We start from the raw sequence: 17,655 nt of genomic DNA on the forward strand, positions 1-17,655 counted from the left end.
ATGGTGCCGCGGTGGGGCGGCGGGTTGCCGCGTTCGTACACTGGCCCCGTGACCGTACCGCCGCCCATCGTCGCGCCGAGCATCCTGGCCGCCGATTTCGCCCGCCTCGCCGAAGAGATCCGTGCCGTCGAGGACGCCGCGGACTGGTTGCACGTGGACGTGATGGACAACCACTTCGTGCCGAACCTGACCATCGGTCTGCCCGTGGTGCAGAGCCTGCGCGCCGTCACCGCGCTGCCGTTCGACGTGCACCTGATGATCGAGGACCCGCGTCGGTGGGCCCCCGGCTACGCCGACGCCGGGGCGTACAACGTGACCTTCCACGCGGAGGCGTGCGACGATCCGGTGGCGCTCGCCAAGGACCTGCGCTCCGCCGGGGCGAAGGCCGGTCTCGCCATCGACCGGGACACCCCGATCGAGCCGTACCTGGAGCTGCTGCCCAGCTTCGACACCCTTCTGATCATGACGATCAAGGCCGGTTTCGGTGGGCAGCGGTTCATCCCGCAACTGCTGGACAAGGTCCGCGCCGCCCGGGGGCACGTCGACGCCGGGCACCTGGAGCTGCGGATCGAGGTGGACGGTGGGATCGCCGCCGACACCATCGAGCAGGCCGCCGCCGCGGGCGCCGACGCGTTCGTGGCCGGCACCGCCGTCTACGGCGCCGCCGACCCGGCGGAGGCGGTACGTCACCTGCGGGCGCTGGCGGAACGCGCGGCTCCCGGGGCCTGAGGTGGACCCCGAGGGCGACCGCAAGGACATCATCCTCGTTGTGGATGACGACGAGGACATCGCCCGTTTCGTCGAGTTCAACCTGCGGCTGCACGGCTTCGAGGTGATCCACGCCAGCGACGGCCAGGAGGCCCTCGAGGTCATCGAGCGGCAGCGGCCCGACCTTGCCGTGGTCGACCTGATGATGCCCCGGATCGACGGACTGGAGCTGACCCGGCGGCTGCGCGCCGACCCGATGACCTCCGCCCTGCCGGTGATCATGCTGACGGCCAAGGGGATGACCGTCGACAAGGTGCACGGGCTCAGCGCCGGCGCCGACGACTACCTGGTCAAGCCGTTCGACACCGCCGAGCTGGTGGCCCGGGTCTCGTCGACCCTGCGCCGCAACAAGGAGTTCCGGGAGGTCTCCCCGCTGACCGGGCTGCCCGGCAACAGCCGGATCCGTCGGGAGATCAGCGACCGGGTTCGGCACGGGGTGGACTACGCGGTCGGCTACGTCGACATCGACCGGTTCAAGAGCGTCAACGACCGGTACGGCTTTGTCCGCGGCGACGACTTCATTTCCGCGCTGGCCCGCAGCCTGCACCGCGCGGTGGTGGCGGTGGGCCTGCCCCCGGCCTTCCTCGGCCACGTCGGTGGCGACGACTTCGTCATCGTCTGCGCCCCGGACCAGGTCCGCTCGCTGACCTCCCGGGCGGTGGTCGACTTCGAGAAGGCGGCCGACACGCTCTACGATCCGACCGACCGGGAGCGCGGCTTCGTCGAGCTGAAGGACCGGCGCGGCACGATCCGCCGTGCGGCCCTGGTCACCCTCTCCATCGGCGTCTCCCTCTCCGACGCCGGCAAGCGGTTCACCGACCCGCTCGAGGTGATCGCGGTGGCCTCCGAGATGAAGACGGTGGCCAAGAGCCAGCCCGGGTCGTACGTGGCGGTGGACCGGCGGCGCGGCGTCACGTGAGCGTGATCCGGCTGTGAAGTAGCTCGCCTCGGTAGCGACGGACCCCCGTTTGCGTGTAAGACTGCCGGAGTACCCACCACGCGCTGGCGGGACTCGGTGAAATTCCGAACCGGCGGTGATCCACGGTCCGACCGTGGTAAGCCCGCGACCCGGACGGCTGTGCCGCCCGGTGGACCTGGTGAGAATCCGGGGCCGACGGTTGGGGGCGGTTCGTCCGCGCCCAGACAGTCCGGATGGGAGACAGCGCGCGGGACGGACGGGTCCGAGCCGGCCGCTGGCTTCAGCGTGCCGTGCCGACCCCCCGGGGCGGCTGTGCCGCACCCGGAATCCGCCGCCGCATGCCCTGCGGCCCCATGCCGCCTCCCTGACCGCCCGCGCGCGGACCGGCGAGTGAGAGGGCAGGGACACGGCGATGGCCAGCGTCTCAGTCGATGAGGCGATGCGACGCGCGATCGAGCTGGCGGCGCGCGGGCTGGGAACCACCAGCCCCAACCCAGTGGTCGGCTGCGTGCTGCTCGACGCGGACGGCGCGGTCGTCGGTGAGGGTTTTCACGCCTACGCCGGCGGGCCGCACGCCGAGATCGTCGCGCTCGCCCAGGCCGGGGAGCGCGCCCGCGGCGGCACGGCGGTGGTCACTCTGGAACCCTGCGACCACACGGGCCGCACCGGTCCCTGCAGCACCGCGCTGGTCCAGGCCGGAGTGGGCCGGGTGGTGATCGCCGTACCCGACCCGAATCCGGTGGCCACCGGAGGCGCCGCCACGCTGCGTGCCGCCGGGGTTCGGGTCGACCTGGGAATACGCGGCGACGAGGCCGAGGCCGGCAACGTCGCCTGGTTGACCTCGATGCGCCGGGGCTGGCCGTACGTGATCTGGAAGTACGCCGCCACGGTGGACGGCCGGTCCGCGGCGGCGGACGGCACCAGCATGTGGATCACCTCGGAGGCGGCCCGGATCGACGTGCACGCGCTGCGCGGCACGGTCGACGCGGTCATCGCCGGGATCGGCACGGTGCTCGCCGACGATCCCCGACTGACCGCCCGCAACCTGCGCGACGGCAGCCTGGCCATCCGGCAGCCGCTGCGGGTGGTCGTGGACAGCTCGGGGCGTACCCCGGCCGACGCCCGGGTCCGCGACGGCGCCGCGCGGACCTGGATCGCGACCGCCGCCGAGGTGGGCGCCGGCTCGCACGGCGGGGTGGACCTGCCGGCGCTGCTCGCGGCGCTGCACCAGCGCGGGGTCCGCGCGGTGCTGCTGGAGGGCGGCCCCCGGCTGGCCGGGGCGTTCCTCGCCGCCGGCCTGGTCGACAAGATCGTCGGGTACGTCGCGCCCCGGCTGCTCGGGGCCGGCCCGACCGCCCTGGTCGACGCCGGCGTGAGCACCATCGCTGAGGCAATTGATCTGGAGTTCGTCGACGTTACGCAGATCGGTCCGGATCTCCGGATCACCGCGCTGCCCCGTAAGAGGGAGGGCTGACATGTTCACCGGCATTGTCGAGGAGTTGGGCGAGGTTGTCCGGGTGTCGTCGACGGCGGGCGATTCGGCGCTGGTCGCCGTACGCGGCCCGCTGGTCACCTCCGACGCCCGCCATGGAGACTCCATCGCGGTCAACGGCGTCTGCCTGACCGTGGTGGAGGCGGCGGACGGTGTCTTCACCGCGGACGTGATGGGCGAGACGCTGCGCCGCTCCGCGCTGGGCGCGCTGCGCCCCGGCGACCCGGTCAACCTGGAGCGGGCCGCCGCGCTGGGCAGCCGGCTCGGCGGGCACCTGGTGCAGGGGCACGTGGACGGTGTCGGTGAGCTGATCTCCCGGGAGCCGGCCGAGCAGTGGGAGACGGTCCGGTTCCGGCTGCCCGCCGCCCTGGCCCGGTACGTGGTGGAGAAGGGCTCGATCACCATCGACGGCGTCTCGCTGACCGTTGCCGAGGTGGGCGCCGACGAGTTCTCCGTCGGTCTGATCCCGACCACGCTGAAGCTGACCACGCTCGGCGCGAAGGGCGTCGGCGATCCGGTCAACCTGGAGGTCGACGTGCTGGCCAAGTACGTCGAGCGGCTGCTCGGCGCCCGGCTCACCGACGCCGACGGTCACGGGGTGGCCGCGAGCACGGGCGGGCTGGCCTGATGGGCCCGCTCGGCTGGCTGCTGGACGCCCAGGTGCAGGTGGCCGGCTCGCCGGTGCTGCTCCGGGAGATCGTCGGCAACGTGTTCGGGCTGGTCTCCGCGCTCCTCGGCCTGCGTCGGCTGGTCTGGGCCTGGCCGGTCGGCATGATCGGCAACGCGCTGCTGTTGACCGTCTTCCTCGGCGGGGTCTTCGCCACCCCGCAGGAGCACGACCTCTACGGGCAGGCCGGCCGGCAGGTGTTCTTCTTCGCGGTCAGCGTCTACGGCTGGTGGCGCTGGCGGCGCAACCGCCGGGCCGACGCCGGGCAGGCAGCGGTCGTCCCACGGTGGGCCACCGGGCGGGAGCGGCTGGCGATGCTGCTGGTCGCCGCGGTCGGCACCGCCGCGGCGTACCCGGTGCTCGCCGCACTGGGCTCCTGGGGCCCGCTGCCGGACGCCTGGATCCTCACCGGCAGCCTGCTGGCCACCTACGGCATGGCCCGCGGCTGGGTGGAGTTCTGGCTGGTCTGGATCGCGGTGGACGCGGTCGGCGTGCCGCTGCTGCTGCGCGGCGGGTTCTACCCGTCGGCGGCCATGTACCTGGTCTACGGCGCGTTCTGCGCCTGGGGCTTCGCCGCCTGGTGGCGCACCTCGCGCGCCACCCGGCCCGCCGTCTCACTCCCGCCCACCTACACGGAGGCCGTCGCATGAGCAGCTTCGCGAGCATTGAGCAGGCGGTCGCCGAGATCGCGGCCGGCCGGCCGGTCGTCGTGGTGGACGACGCCGACCGGGAGAACGAGGGCGATCTGATCTTCGCGGCCGAGCTGGCCACGCCGGAGCTGCTGGCGTTCATGGTGCGGTACACCTCGGGCTACATCTGCGTCCCGCTGACCGAGAGCGAGGCCGACCGGCTGGACCTGCCGCCGATGCACCACACCAACCAGGACCGGCGCGGCACCGCGTACACGGTGACCGTGGACGCCCGGGAGGGAATCAGCACCGGCATCTCGGCGGCTGACCGTGCGCACACCATCCGGCTGCTCGCCGACGCGGCCACCGACCCGACGGACCTGGCCCGGCCCGGGCACGTGGTGCCGCTGCGGGCTCGCGAGGGCGGGGTGCTGCGCCGGCCGGGGCACACCGAGGCGGCGGTGGACCTGACCCGGCTCGCCGGGCTGCGCCCCGCGGGCGTGCTCTGCGAGCTGGTGAACGACGACGGCACCATGATGCGGATGCCGGACCTGGAGAAGTTCTGCGCCGAGCACGGCCTCACGCTGATCACCATCGCCGACCTGATCGCGTACCGGCGGCGGAACGAGAAGCAGGTCGAGATGGTCGCCGAGGCCCGGATGCCGACCCGCCACGGGGTGTTCCGGGCGCTCGGCTACCGCGCCGAGCACGACCCTGCCGAGCACATCGCGATGGTCCTCGGTGACCTCGGTGACGGCCAGGACGTGCTGGTCCGGGTCCACTCCGAGTGCCTCACCGGAGACGTGTTCGGCTCGCTGCGCTGCGACTGCGGGCCACAGCTGGACGCCTCGCTGGCCCGCGTCGCGCGGGAGGGCCGGGGCGTCGTGCTCTACGTGCGCGGACACGAGGGGCGCGGCATCGGGTTGCTGCACAAGCTCCAGGCGTACCAGTTGCAGGACCTCGGACGGGACACCGTGGACGCCAACCTCGACCTGGGTCTGCCGGCCGACGCCCGGGACTACGGGACCGGCGCGCAGATCCTCTACGACCTGGGTGTGCGCTCGATGCGGCTGCTGACCAACAACCCGGCCAAGCGGGCCGGGCTGGAGGGCTACGGGCTGACGATCACCGGCCGGGAGGGGCTGCCGGCCGGCGCGCACCCGGAGAACATGCGCTACCTGCGCACCAAGCGGGACCGGATGGGTCACCTGCTGGACGAGTTGGACGAGGTGAGCGAGGCGCCGCTGGGGCGTCCGGTCGCCAACGACGAGATCGGAGCATGACGATGGCGGGTTTCGGTGAGCCGGGGGTCGACGCGGTGGACGCGGCGGGGCTGACCGTCGGGGTGGTGGCGGCCCGGTGGCACGGGGAGCTGACCGACCACATGCTGGAGCGGGCGGTGGCCGCCGCCGAGGCGTGCGGCGCCCGTTCGGTGGTGGCCCGGGTCGCCGGCTCGGTCGAGCTGCCGGTGGTCGCCCAGGCCCTCGCGCGCCGCTGCGACGTGGTGGTCGCGCTCGGCGTGGTGGTCCGTGGCGCCACCGCGCACTTCGACTACGTCTGCCGTTCGGTGACCGACGGGCTGACCCGGGTGGCGCTGGACGAGGGCAAGCCGGTGGCGCACGGCGTGCTCACCGTGGAAAACATCGAGCAGGCCCGGGACCGGGCCGGGCTGCCCGGGTCGGCGGAGGACAAGGGCTGGTCCGCCACCGTCGCCGCGCTCGACGCCGCGCTGGCCGTCCGGACACTCGCCCACAACGGCCAGCGGGTCGGCTTCAGCGGCTGACCGGCCGGCTGGAAGAATCGCGTTCCGTGAAGACGTTCGAGGAGTTGTTCGCCGAGCTGCAGGCCAAGGCCGCCGCCGGCACCCCGGGCTCGGGCACCGTCGCCGCCCTGGACAAGGGGGTGCACTTCATCGGCAAGAAGGTCGTCGAGGAGGCGGCCGAGTCGTGGATGGCCGCCGAGCACGAGGGGCCGCAGCGCACCGCCGAGGAGATCTCCCAACTGCTCTACCAGGTCCAGGTGCTGATGCTGGCCAGCGGTCTCGAACTCAAGGACGTCTACCGACATCTGTGAGTGCCCCACCCGTTGATCGCCATCCGGATCGAAGGAGCACTCCGTCATGCTGCGTGTCGCCATTCCCAACAAGGGCACCCTGGCCGAGCCGGCCGCCCAGATGCTGCGCGAGGCGGGCTACCGCCAGCGCACCGACCCCAAGGATCTCGTCTGCCGGGACGAGCCCAACGACGTCGAATTCTTCTACCTGCGTCCCAAGGACATCGCCACCTACGTCGGCTCCGGTGACCTCGACCTCGGGATCACCGGCCGGGACCTGCTGATCGACTCGGCCGCGCCGGCCGAGGAGGTCGTCGACCTCGTCTTCGGTCAGGCCACCTTCCGCTTCGCCGCCCGCCCCGACGACATCGCCTCGGTACGGGACCTGGGCGGGCACCGGATCGCCACCGCGTACCCGGGGCTGGTCGAGCGGCACCTCGGCGAGCTGGGCGTCAAGGCCGACGTGATCCGCCTCGACGGCGCGGTGGAAAACGCCGTCCGACTCGGCGTCGCCGACGTGGTCGCCGACGTGGTGGAGACCGGCGCCACCCTGCGCCAGGCGGGCCTGGTGGTCTTCGGCGAGCCGCTGCTGCGCTCCTCGGCGGTGCTGGTGCGCAGGGCCGGAGCGCCGGGGCACCCGCAGGCCGAGCAGTTGCTGCGCCGTCTGCACGGCGTGCTGGTGGCCCGCCGTTACGTGATGCTCGCCTACGACGTGCCCGCCGGCCTGCTGGACCGGGCCAGCGGGCTGACCCCCGGCATCGAGTCGCCCACGGTGTCGCCGCTGCACCGCGAGGGATGGGTGGCGGTGCAGGCGATGGTGCTCCGCGACGACGTGCACCGGATCATGGACGAGCTGTACGAACTGGGCGCCCGGGCCATCCTGGTCACCAACATCCACGCCTGCCGCCTCTGACGGCTGCGGTGGCTCGGCGGGTGGTGCGTCGGCCGGGCGGGTGCGAGTGGCAGACTGGCGGGGTGAGTGAAACGGAGCTGGTCCGCCTGAAGCCCCGCCGTATCCGGGTGGTCTGCTGGTCCTCGGCGGTCGCGTTGGTGGTGGTGTTCGCTCTGGTGGCCACCTCGCTGAGCGGCCCGACCGGCAACGGCTACGGCAGTTTCCAGCGCGGCGACCAGGTCGCCATGATCGGTCTGGGCATCTTCGGTGCGCTGGGCTTCCTGCTGTTCACCCGCCCACGGGTGGAGGCCGACGCGCGCGGCGTCCGGGTGCGCAATGTCATCAGCTCGTACACGCTGCCCTGGGAGGTCGTCCGCGGCGTCCGCTTCGATCGCGGCGCGCCCTGGGCGAGCCTGGAGCTGCACGACGACGACCTGCTGCCGATGGTCGCCCTGCAGGCCGCCGACAAGGAACTGGCCGTCGACGGGGTCCGCGCGCTGCGCCGGCTGCACGAGGCGCACCAGAGCCGCCTCGCCGAGCGCGCCTCCGGCCGCTGACCCCACCAGGCCGGCACGATCCGGGCGACAGCACCGAAAGTGTGCGGATTCCCGGTCGGGGATCCGGGTCCGGTTTCGGGTCGGCCGGAGCCCGGGTGTAGAGTTGTCGAGTCGACCAGGCTGTCTCCGCGTGCGAGCAGACAGCCATGAAAGCGGAGCGCCTGCTCCCACCCGAGTCGCCGCTACGGTGGCCGGGTCCGGTCCCCGGTTTCGGGCACGTCCCGGTTCCGGATGCGCGATCCTGTGATCGTGCCGACCGGTCGAGCGGGCCCTGGCATACGCCGGGGCCTTCTGCTTTCCGGGTCGGTTCCCACCCGGGAGCCGCGGGGGTCGGTGACAGAGCAGAAACGACTCGAGGAGGCCCCATCAGCGTCGAACCACGCGTGAACGAGCAGATCCGGGCACGTGAGGTCCGACTGGTCGGCCCCGAGGGTGAGCAGGTGGGCATCGTCCCACTGGAGCGCGCCCTTCAGCTGGCCGCGGACGTCGATCTGGACCTGGTCGAGGTTGCGCCGATGGCGCGCCCGCCGGTGTGCAAGCTCATGGACTTCGGCAAGTTCAAGTACGAGAGCGCACTTAAGGCGCGCGAAGCGCGGCGTAACCAGCAGCAGACCGTCATCAAGGAAATGAAGCTCCGCCCGAAGATCGACCCGCACGACTACGAGACCAAGAAGGGTCACGTGGTGCGGTTCCTCAAGGCGGGCGACAAGGTCAAGGTGACGATCATGTTCCGCGGTCGCGAGCAGAGCCGCCCGGAGCTGGGTTACCGGCTCCTGCGTCGGCTCGAATCCGAGATCACGGAACTGGGATACGTCGAGGCCGCTCCGAAGCAGGACGGCCGAAACATGATCATGGTTCTCGCTCCGCATCGTGCCGTCAAGGCCTCCGCGGTCGCCGCTACGGCGTCCCGCGGTGCACCTCGGGACCGGGCAGGGGACGAGTCCGCCGCTCCGGTAGCCGATGAGACCGCGGCGGTCGGCGAGACCGCAGCAGCCGGTGACACCGGCCTCGCCGCCGATACCAGCGGCGAGTAACAGGGGAGAAGACGTTCCACATGCCGAAGATGAAGAGCCACTCGGGTATGGGTAAGCGGGTCAAGGTCACCGGCAAGGGCAAGATCGTTGCTCAGCAGGCCGGCCTCCGCCACAACCTGGAGAAGAAGCCCTCCACCCAGACCCGCCGGCTGACCGGCACGGTCGTGCTGGCCAAGGCCGACGTCAAGCGCATCAAGAAGCTGCTCGGCCGCTGACGCGCGCCACCTTTACGTAAGAAGGAGTTGAGATGGCACGCGTCAAGCGGGCTGTGAACGCCCAGAAGAAGCGTCGTACCCTGCTGGAGACCGCGAGCGGTTACCGCGGTCAGCGCTCCCGGCTGTACCGCAAGGCCAAGGAGCAGGTGCTGCACTCGATGCAGTACGCCTACCGGGACCGTCGTGACCGCAAGGGCGACTTCCGGCAGCTGTGGATCCAGCGGATCAACGCGGGCGCCCGGGCCAACGGGATGACCTACAACCGTCTGATCCAGGGCCTGCGTCTGGCCGGCATCGAGGTCGACCGCAAGATCCTGGCCGACCTGGCCGTCAACGACGCCGCCGCCTTCGCGGCGATCGTCGAGCTGGCCCGGGCCGCGGTCGCGGCCGAGGGCACCGGCGGCGCGGCGGCCCAGGCCGCCTGATCCCCGCGCACAAGAGCGAGGCGTCTCCCGTGTCGGCACCGCCGTCCGGGGGGCGCCTCGATCGTGCCGGAGGACCGCACACCATGGCCTTCACTCCGCGTACACCCAGGGTGGTCGCCGCCCGCCGGTTGCAGCGCCGTCGGGACCGGGAGGCCACCGGCCGTTTCCTGGCCGAGGGCCCGCAGGCGGTCCGCGAGGCCCTCGCGCGGCCCGAGGTGGTCACCGAGCTGTTCGGTACGCCCACCGCCCTCGACCGGTACGCGGAGCTGGCCGCCGCCGCGGCCCGCGCCGACGTGCCGGTCTCCGAGGTGACCGACGAGGCGCTCGCCGCGCTGGCCGAGACCGTGGCCCCGCAGGGGCTGGTCGCCGTCTGCCGGCACCTGGACGTGCCGCTGGAGCAGGCCCTCGCCGGTACGCCCCGTCTGGTGGCGGTGCTCGCCGAGATCCGTGACCCGGGCAACGCCGGCACCGTGCTGCGCACCGCCGACGCCGCCGGAGCGGGCACGGTGGTCTTCTCCGGCGACGCCGTCGACCCGTACAACGGCAAGTGCGTCCGGGCCTCCGCCGGCAGCCTCTTCCACGTCGACGTGGTCCGGGCCGCCGACCCGGTCGAGGTGGTCGAAGCGCTCCGTACCGCCGGTCTGACCGTGCTCGCCACCACCGGCTACGGCGACAGCGACCTGGACGACCTGGCCGATTCCGGACGGCTCGCCGAGCCCACCGCCTGGCTGTTCGGCTCCGAGGCGCACGGGCTGCCGGAGGAGCTGGCCGCCGCGGCCGACGCCCGGGTCCGGGTGCCGCTGCACGGGCGCGCGGAGAGCCTGAACCTGGCTGCGGCCGCCGCGGTCTGCCTGTACGCTTCAGCGAGAGCACAGCGCTGAGTGTCCACACCGGCGCACCTACCGCAGGGGAGAGCGTCCGTCGATGAACGCGCCACGGCGTTCGTTTAGCCAGCCCGCCGGTGTCGGCGGGCGGCGGGCCTGACCTGCTCCCTGCACGACTCCTACCGGCGGGCTGCGGCACAGCCGCGCGTCCGTAGACTCGCTTAGCCGCCCCGGTGAGGGCTGGCGCCGCCGTGAGGGAGTGCCCGTACGCCATGAGCTACCGCAACGATCCGTACGACCCGAAGCAGGTCGCCCTGCTCGACCCCGCCGCCCTGGCCGCGGCCGTCGCCGACGCCACGAAGGCGTTCACGGCGGCCACCGACCCGGACGCGCTGACCGCGCTGCGCCCCGCGCACCTCGGTGACCGGTCCCCGGTCTCGCTGGCCCGCCGGGAGATCGGCGCGTTGCCACCGGCCGCGAAGTCCGATGCCGGCAAACGGGTCAACGAGGCCCGCCGGGCGATCGAGACCGCCTACGCCGACCGCGCCGAGGTCGTGGAGCGCGAGCAGGCCGAGCGGGTGCTGGTGGAGGAGCGGGTGGACGTCACCCTGCCCTACGACCGACGTCCGCGCGGCGCCCGGCACCCGCTGAGCACCCTGATGGAGTCGATCAGCGACCTGTTCGTCGGGATGGGCTACGAGGTGGCCGAGGGCCCCGAGGTCGACCTGGAGTGGGTCAACTTCGACGCGTTGAACATTCCCGCCGACCACCCGGCGCGCGGGCTGATGGACACCTTCCACATCGCACCGGAGGGCTCCGGCCTGGTGCTACGCACGCACACCTCGACGGTGCAGACCCGCACGATGCTCAGCCGCAAGCCGCCGATCTACGTGATCGTGCCCGGCCGCGTCTACCGCACCGACGAGATCGACGCCACCCACAGCCCGGTGTTCCACCAGGCCGAGGGTCTGGTGGTCGACAAGGGCATCACGATGGCGCACCTGCGGGGCACGCTCGACCACTTCGCCCGCGCGATGTTCGGCCCGGAGGCGAAGACCCGGTGGCGGCCGCACTACTTCCCGTTCACCGAGCCGTCGGCGGAGTTCGACGTCTGGTTCCCGGAGCACCGCGACGGCCCCCAGTGGGTCGAGTGGGGCGGCTGCGGGATGGTCAACCCGCGGGTGCTGCGCGCCTGCGGCGTGGACCCGGAGGTCTACTCCGGATTCGCCTTCGGGATGGGCATCGACCGGACCCTGATGGTCCGGCACGGGGTCAGCGACATCCGCCATCTCTTCGAGGGCGACGTGCGGTTCAGCCGGGCGCTCGGGACCGGGGCGTAGGCGATGCGGGTACGAGACACGGGAACGGTGGTCTGAAGTCATGCGAGTTTCTGTCAGTTGGCTGCGGGAGTACGTCGACCTCCCCGCCGACCTGCCCACCGGTGACCTGGAGCAGGCCCTGATCGACCTCGGCATCGAGGTCGAGTCCGTGGTGGACCTGCGGGCGAGCGTCACCGGCCAGTTGGTCGTCGGCGAGGTACGGGAGATCGAGGAGCTCACCGGCTTCAAGAAGCCGATCCGGTTCTGCCGGGTCGACGTGGGTGACGCCAACGGCACCGGCGAACCGCAGGAGATCGTCTGTGGGGCGCGCAACTTCGCGCCCGGCGACCGGGTGGTGGTGATCCTGCCCGGCGGCGTACTGCCCGGCGGCTTCGCCATCGGCGCCCGCAAGACCTACGGGCACAACTCCAACGGCATGATCTGCTCGGCGAAGGAGTTGGGCCTGGGCGAGGACCACTCCGGCATCATCGTGCTGCCGCCGGACGTGGCGGCCAAGCCGGGCGACGACGCGCGGCCGGTGGTCGGCCTCGACGACGTGGTGCTCGAGCTGGAGATCACCCCCGACCGGGGGTACGGGTTGAGCCTGCGCGGCCTGGCCCGGGAGCTGTCGCACGCCTTCGACGTGCCGCTGCACGATCCGGCCCTGGTGCCCGCGCCGGCCGGCACCGAGGCGCCGGCGTACCCGGTGGAGGTGCGCGACCCGGTCGGCTGCGACCGTTTCGCCGCCCGCCTGGTCCGCGGCGTCGACCCGACGGCGCCCACGCCGTCGTGGATGCAGCAGCGGCTCGTCACCGCGGGCATCCGCAGCATCTCGCTGCCGGTCGACATCACGAACTACGTGATGCTGGAGCTGGGCCAGCCGATGCACGCCTTCGACGCCGACCGGATCGCCGGGCCGCTGGTGGTCCGCCGCGCCGAGCCGGGGGAGAAGCTGACCACCCTGGACGGGGTGCAGCGGGTGCTCGCCGGCGACGACATGGTGATCTGCGACGACACTGGCCCGATCTCGCTGGCCGCGGTGATGGGCGGTGAGACCAGTGAGGTCATCGCCGGCACCACCAGCGTGCTCTTCGAGGCGGCACACTGGGACCCGGCGATGGTCGGGCGCACCGCCCGCCGGCACAAGCTGTTCAGCGAGGCCGCGAAGCGCTGGGAGCGGGGCGTCGACCCGGCCCTGCCGCTGGTCGCGCTGGAGCGGGCCGTTCGGCTGCTCACCGAGCACGGTGGCGGCACCCCGGGTGCGGAGATCCTGGACATCGACCACGTCCGTCCGCGTACCCCGATCACCCTGCCGGCGGACCTGCCGACCCGGCGGGTCGGCGTCGAGTACCCGCCGGCGCGGGTGGTCGCCCTGCTGGAGCGGGTCGGCTGCACGGTGGCGCAGGGCGCCGACCGGTTGGCCGAGGACCCGGGCGCGGTCGGCGTCGCCAGCGGCGCCGGGGTGGCGCTCAGCGTCACGCCACCCAGCTGGCGGCCCGACCTGACCGACCCGGCTGACCTGGTCGAGGAGGTGGTCCGCCTCGACGGGTACGACCGGGTGCCGTCGGTGCTGCCGACCGCGCCGCCGGGCCGTGGGTTGACCCCGCGGCAGCGCCGGCGCCGGGCGGTCGCCGGGTCGTTGGCCGAGCGGGGGTACGTGGAGGTGCTCGCGCACCCGTTCGTGTCGCCGGAGCTGGCCGACCTGCTCGGCCTGCCGGCCGACGACCCGCGCCGGCCGGCGGTGCGGCTGGCCAACCCCCTGTCCGAGGAGGAGCCGCTGCTGCGCACCACGCTGCTCGGCCCGCTGCTCGGCATTCTCAAGCGCAACCTCGGCCGGGGGCACCGTGACGTGGCGCTCTACGAGATCGGGGCGGTGTTCCACCCGCGCGTCGGGGCTGGCAGCCCGCCGGCGATGGGCGTGGACCGGCGCCCCACCGACGAGGAGTTCGCGGCCGCCGACGCGGTGGTGCCGGCGCAGCCCGTGCACGTCGCGGTGGTGGTGACCGGTGACCTCGACCCGGCCGGCTGGTGGGGTCCGGGCCGGGCGGCCGGCTGGGCGGACGCCATCGAGGCGGCCCGCGACGTGCTGGCCGCCGTCGGCATCCCCGACGAGCGGGTCGAGGTGAGTGCCGCCGAGTACGCCCCGTGGCACCCCGGCCGCTGCGCCGAGCTGCGGGTCGACGGCACGGTCGTCGGGCACGCCGGCGAGCTGCACCCCGCGGTGGTGGCGGCGCTGGAACTGCCCCGCCGGACCTGCGCGATGGAGCTGTCCCTGGACGCGCTGCCGTCCGCCCCGGTGACGCCCGCCCCGGCGGTGTCCGGCTTCCCGCCGGCGCTGATCGACGTGGCGCTGGTGGTGGACGGGTCGGTGCCGGCGGAGCAGGTGCGCCGGGCGCTGGAGGCGGGCGCCGGGGAGCTGCTGGAGGACGTGCGGCTGTTCGACGTGTACTCCAGTGAGCAGCTCGGCGCGGGTCGCCGGTCGCTGGCGTACAAGCTCACCTTCCGCGCACCGGACCGGACGCTCACCGTCGAGGAGGCGGTGGCCGCCCGGGACGCGGCGGTGGCCGTGGCCGCCGAGCGCTTCGGCGCCACCCTGCGCGGCGCCTGACCGGTGCTGGGATGGCTCGCGGTGGCCGCCGTGCTCGCGGTGGCCACCGCCGGCCTGCTCTGGGCCCGCCGGCACCTGCTGCTGGTCGCGGTGGTGGGGCGCAGCATGGAGCCGACGCTGCGCTCCGGTGACCGGGTGCTGGCCCGGCGGCTGCCGCTGGCCCGGGTCCGCCCCGGCGACGTGGTCGTGGTGGTGGCCCCGGCCAGGATGACCGCCGGTCACCCCACCCGTCCGGACGCGCCGGGCGGGCCCGGCCTGCTGATCAAGCGGGCGCACGCGGTGCCGGGCGATCCGGTGCCGGTGGACCGGGTGCCGCTGCTGCGCCAGGGCGGTGAGCGGGTGGTGCCGACGGGGCGGCTGGTCGTGCTCGGTGACAACGCCGCAGAGCTACGACTCCCGCGAGTGCGGCTACATCCCCGAGCCGGACGTGCTCGGGGTGGTGGTCCGGCCGCGCCTGCGCGCGGACTGACCGCCGGCGTACGCGGCGGCTCGCTACGCATGACGGCGTGCCGCCCAGCCGAGGGCCGGACGCCACGCCGTCACCGCCTCAGCAGAGAGCGGTCATCGTGCTCGCGCCAGCGCTGCAGTAGTACCCGCAGCTGCCGCAGAACGTCTTGCAGCCCAAATTCTGGCTGCACCGCTTGAAGTAACCCGCCATGGTCGGCGGGCAGCCGGACCGGTTCGTCGGGGGAGTTCAGCAGGTGGCGCAGCTGGCTGGCGTGGCTGCGCAGATTCGCCACCGCCGAAGCGGGTGCCCGCTCACCCCACAGCTCCTCCCGCAGCCGTTCGACGGGGACCGCCGTGCCGGCGTGCAGCAGCAGGGTGACCAGCAGGGCGGTGGGTCGGCCGGCCGGCGTCCGTACGGGCTGACCGTCGCGGCGTATCCGAACCGGACCGAGGATCTCGAACGACAGGCCCACTGCGTCCTCCGTCGGGTGCCCCCGTGGGCCGGACGGGCCGGCCCCACCACCGTCAGGCAGTCATGTTAGTCGATTTAACGAAGGTTCAGGTGCGGTCGGGACGACGGATCCGTCGATGCGCCGGCGGACCGCGGGCCGTGCCGCGGCTCCCGAGGGCGCTCAGCCCGTCGCGCTACGTCACCGGCTGCGTTCACCGCGGGGGCTATCGGCCGAAAGGGCACCGGCCTCGGCATGTTTGGCTACCCGCGAGTCACCTCCGAGCGGTTAGCCTGCTTGGATTCCGGCGACCACCGGAACACACCCCCACCACCCCCATGGGAGTTGATCCATGTTCGAGGATCAGGCCGCGCAGGTCACGACGGCCGACGTCTGCATCGTCGGTGGCTGCGGTCGGGTGGGTCTGCCGCTGGGCATCGCCTTCGCCGCCCGCGGCCTCTCCGTGGTTCTGTACGACATCAACGCCGAAGCGGTGGCCACGGTGAACTCGGCGCAGCTCCCGTTCGCCGAGCCCGGTGCGGCGGAGCCGCTGGCGGAGGCGGTCGCCGCCGGGCGACTGCGGGCGACGACCGATCCGGCCAGCGTGGGCGGCTCCGAGCACCTGGTGGTGGTCGTCGGCACGCCGGTGGACGAGCACCTCAACCCGGACCTCGGCGCGGTGCCCCGGGCCTTGGAGCGGTGCGCCGAGCACCTGCGCGACGGGCAACTCGTGGTGCTCCGCAGCACCGTCTACCCGGGAGTGACGGCGCTGACCGAGAAGCTGCTGGTCGGCAAGGGCATCCGGGCCGACGTGGCGTTCTGTCCGGAGCGGATCGCCGAGGGCCGGGCGATGACCGAGCTGTTCGCGCTGCCGCAGATCGTGGCGGCCCGGACGCCGGCGGCGCTGGCCCGGGCCGAGAAGCTCTTCCGGCACCTGACCGAGGAGATCGTGCCGCTGGAGCCGGAGGAGGCGGAGCTGGCGAAGCTGTTCACCAACACCTGGCGCTACATCAAGTTCGCCACCGCCAACCAGTTCTGGATGATGGCCAACGACTTCGGGCTCGACTTCGCCCGGATCCGGCACGCCGTGGCGTACGACTACCCGCGCGCGGCGGACCTGCCGATGCCGGGCTTCGCCGCCGGGCCGTGCCTGTTCAAGGACACCATGCAGCTGGCCGCGTTCAACCGCAACAACTTCGTCCTCGGCCACTCGGCCATGCTGATCAACGAGGGGCTGCCGCTTTACCTGGTGTCCCGGTTGGAGGACCGGTTCGACCTGTCTGAGATGACCGTCGGGATCCTCGGCATGGCGTTCAAGGGTGGTAGCGACGACCCGCGGGAGAGCCTGGCGTACAAGCTGCGCAAGATTCTGGCGTTGAAGACCCGGGAGACGCTCTGCACCGACCCGTACGTGGTCGACGAGCGCTTCGTCGACCTGGACGAGGTGCTGCGCCGGGCCGACCTGCTGGTCATCGCCGCCCCGCACGAGCAGTACGCGCGGCTGGAGACCGACACCCCACTGATCGACATGTGGGGGCTGACCGGGCAGGGAGTGCGGGTATGACGCCGCGGGTGTCGGTCATCGTCCCGGTCTACAACGAGGGCGAGGCGATCGTCCGCTGCCTTGAGCGGATGCTGCGGGAGATGCTGCTCCCGGCCGAGGTGCTCATCGTGCACGACATGCCGGAGGACACGACAGTTCCGTACGCCGAGCAGATCGCCCGGCAGGATCCCCGGGTCCGGGCCGTGCTCAACACCTACGGTCGGGGGCCGGCGAACGCGATCCGGTTCGGCGTCGACGCGGCCCAGGCTCCCGTCGTGGTGGTCACCATGGCCGACGGCTGCGACGACCCGCGCCAGATCGACGAGCTGGCCCGGCTGGTGGACCGGGGCGTGGTGGTGGCCGCCGCCTCCCGGTACATGCCGGGCGGGCAGCAGGTGGGCGGGCCGCGGCTGAAGCGGATGATGTCCCGGTGGGCCGGGCGCAGCCTCTACACCTTCGCCCGGGTCGGCACCCGCGACGCCACCAACAGCTTCAAGGCGTACGACACGGCCTTCGTCCGCGAGGTGGGCATCGAGTCCCGGACCGGGTTCGAAATCGGCCTGGAGTTGACCGCCAAGGCCACCCGGCTGCGGCTGCCGGTGGCCGAGATCCCGACCATCTGGCTGGACCGGCCGCTGGGCGAGTCCCACTTCGACCTGGGCCGGTTCCTCCCCGGGTATCTGCGGTGGTACTTCTTCGCCTACGGTCGGCGGCTGGGCCGGGCGAAGCCCGTCGCGGGCACCGTCACGGCGGACGTACCGGCCCCGCGCGACCCGCAGGACAACAGCACCGAGTACGAGAAAACCGCTTAGGAG

The 17,655-nt window shown here is 72.7% G+C and carries 19 protein-coding genes, 1 pseudogene and 1 riboswitch; of the genes and pseudogenes, 19 read left to right on the forward strand and 1 reads right to left on the reverse strand.

What is annotated here, in order from left to right; all coding sequences use genetic code 11:
* Positions 1 to 48: 48 nt before the first annotated feature.
* From rpe to ACWD6N_RS14845, 17 genes and pseudogenes are all read left to right on the forward strand, one after another.
* Complete coding sequence (gene rpe / locus ACWD6N_RS14765; protein ID WP_354964249.1) at positions 49 to 729, forward strand: ribulose-phosphate 3-epimerase; 681 nt, start codon at positions 49 to 51, stop codon at positions 727 to 729.
* A gap of 1 nt (position 730) precedes the next feature.
* Positions 731 to 1,687, forward strand: a complete 957-nt coding sequence (locus tag ACWD6N_RS14770) for a response regulator (protein WP_354964250.1) — start codon at positions 731 to 733, stop codon at positions 1,685 to 1,687.
* Positions 1,688 to 1,765: 78 nt separating this feature from the next.
* A riboswitch (FMN riboswitch) is annotated at positions 1,766 to 1,936 on the forward strand.
* A 163-nt stretch (positions 1,937 to 2,099) separates the two neighbouring features.
* Positions 2,100 to 3,161 (forward strand): bifunctional diaminohydroxyphosphoribosylaminopyrimidine deaminase/5-amino-6-(5-phosphoribosylamino)uracil reductase RibD, encoded by a 1,062-nt coding sequence (gene ribD, locus ACWD6N_RS14775; RefSeq protein ID WP_354964251.1) that lies wholly within the window; start codon positions 2,100 to 2,102, stop codon positions 3,159 to 3,161.
* 1 nt (position 3,162) lies between these two features.
* A complete protein-coding gene (locus tag ACWD6N_RS14780) occupies positions 3,163 to 3,807 on the forward strand; it encodes a riboflavin synthase (RefSeq protein WP_354964252.1) in 645 nt (214 codons plus the stop codon).
* Positions 3,807 to 4,496 (forward strand): nicotinamide riboside transporter PnuC, encoded by a 690-nt coding sequence (pnuC, locus tag ACWD6N_RS14785; RefSeq protein ID WP_354964253.1) that lies wholly within the window; start codon positions 3,807 to 3,809, stop codon positions 4,494 to 4,496. Before ACWD6N_RS14780 ends, pnuC begins: the two co-directional genes overlap by 1 nt.
* Positions 4,493 to 5,758 carry a bifunctional 3,4-dihydroxy-2-butanone-4-phosphate synthase/GTP cyclohydrolase II gene (locus ACWD6N_RS14790; protein WP_354964254.1) on the forward strand — a complete coding sequence of 422 codons (1,266 nt, stop codon included), beginning with the start codon at positions 4,493 to 4,495 and terminating at the stop codon, positions 5,756 to 5,758. The genes pnuC and ACWD6N_RS14790 overlap by 4 nt, the downstream gene beginning before the upstream one ends.
* Positions 5,759 to 5,760: 2 nt before the next feature.
* Positions 5,761 to 6,258 (forward strand): 6,7-dimethyl-8-ribityllumazine synthase, encoded by a 498-nt coding sequence (gene ribH, locus ACWD6N_RS14795; protein WP_354964339.1) that lies wholly within the window; start codon positions 5,761 to 5,763, stop codon positions 6,256 to 6,258.
* A 26-nt stretch (positions 6,259 to 6,284) separates the two neighbouring features.
* The gene (locus tag ACWD6N_RS14800) at positions 6,285 to 6,548 is read left to right on the forward strand and encodes a phosphoribosyl-ATP diphosphatase (RefSeq protein ID WP_089016570.1); all 264 of its coding nucleotides are present in this window, start codon (positions 6,285 to 6,287) and stop codon (positions 6,546 to 6,548) included.
* A gap of 46 nt (positions 6,549 to 6,594) precedes the next feature.
* Positions 6,595 to 7,440: an ATP phosphoribosyltransferase gene (gene hisG / locus ACWD6N_RS14805; protein ID WP_354964255.1), complete on the forward strand. Its 846-nt coding sequence runs from the start codon at positions 6,595 to 6,597 to the stop codon at positions 7,438 to 7,440.
* A gap of 62 nt (positions 7,441 to 7,502) precedes the next feature.
* Positions 7,503 to 7,976, forward strand: coding sequence for a PH domain-containing protein (locus tag ACWD6N_RS14810; protein ID WP_354964256.1), 474 nt, complete (start codon positions 7,503 to 7,505; stop codon positions 7,974 to 7,976).
* Positions 7,977 to 8,359: 383 nt separating this feature from the next.
* Entirely contained in the window at positions 8,360 to 9,010 is a 651-nt protein-coding gene (gene infC, locus ACWD6N_RS14815) for a translation initiation factor IF-3 (RefSeq protein ID WP_354964257.1), read from the forward strand.
* 20 nt (positions 9,011 to 9,030) lie between these two features.
* Positions 9,031 to 9,225 (forward strand): 50S ribosomal protein L35, encoded by a 195-nt coding sequence (rpmI, locus tag ACWD6N_RS14820; RefSeq protein WP_354964258.1) that lies wholly within the window; start codon positions 9,031 to 9,033, stop codon positions 9,223 to 9,225.
* Between the two features lie 32 nt (positions 9,226 to 9,257).
* Positions 9,258 to 9,650: a 50S ribosomal protein L20 gene (gene rplT / locus ACWD6N_RS14825; RefSeq protein WP_030335718.1), complete on the forward strand. Its 393-nt coding sequence runs from the start codon at positions 9,258 to 9,260 to the stop codon at positions 9,648 to 9,650.
* Between the two features lie 83 nt (positions 9,651 to 9,733).
* Positions 9,734 to 10,531, forward strand: a complete 798-nt coding sequence (locus tag ACWD6N_RS14830) for a TrmH family RNA methyltransferase (RefSeq protein ID WP_387325645.1) — start codon at positions 9,734 to 9,736, stop codon at positions 10,529 to 10,531.
* Positions 10,532 to 10,746: 215 nt separating this feature from the next.
* Positions 10,747 to 11,814 (forward strand): phenylalanine--tRNA ligase subunit alpha, encoded by a 1,068-nt coding sequence (gene pheS / locus ACWD6N_RS14835; protein WP_354964260.1) that lies wholly within the window; start codon positions 10,747 to 10,749, stop codon positions 11,812 to 11,814.
* Between the two features lie 40 nt (positions 11,815 to 11,854).
* Entirely contained in the window at positions 11,855 to 14,401 is a 2,547-nt protein-coding gene (pheT, locus tag ACWD6N_RS14840; RefSeq protein ID WP_354964261.1) for a phenylalanine--tRNA ligase subunit beta, read from the forward strand.
* Positions 14,402 to 14,431: 30 nt separating this feature from the next.
* A pseudogene (locus ACWD6N_RS14845) lies at positions 14,432 to 14,695 on the forward strand (S26 family signal peptidase); the annotation flags it as partial.
* 245 nt (positions 14,696 to 14,940) lie between these two features.
* On the opposite strand, the gene ACWD6N_RS14850 reads toward ACWD6N_RS14845, so the two are convergent.
* The gene (locus ACWD6N_RS14850; protein WP_354964262.1) at positions 14,941 to 15,321 is read right to left on the reverse strand and encodes an AfsR/SARP family transcriptional regulator; all 381 of its coding nucleotides are present in this window, start codon (positions 15,319 to 15,321) and stop codon (positions 14,941 to 14,943) included.
* A gap of 328 nt (positions 15,322 to 15,649) precedes the next feature.
* On the opposite strand from ACWD6N_RS14850, the gene ACWD6N_RS14855 reads away from it, so the two are divergent.
* Together ACWD6N_RS14855 and ACWD6N_RS14860 are read left to right on the forward strand one after the other, a co-directional pair.
* Positions 15,650 to 16,861, forward strand: a complete 1,212-nt coding sequence (locus ACWD6N_RS14855; RefSeq protein WP_354964263.1) for a nucleotide sugar dehydrogenase — start codon at positions 15,650 to 15,652, stop codon at positions 16,859 to 16,861.
* Positions 16,858 to 17,652, forward strand: coding sequence for a glycosyltransferase family 2 protein (locus tag ACWD6N_RS14860; protein WP_354964264.1), 795 nt, complete (start codon positions 16,858 to 16,860; stop codon positions 17,650 to 17,652). Before ACWD6N_RS14855 ends, ACWD6N_RS14860 begins: the two co-directional genes overlap by 4 nt.
* Positions 17,653 to 17,655 lie beyond the last annotated feature (3 nt).

The organism is Micromonospora sp. NPDC005163, assembly GCF_053599835.1.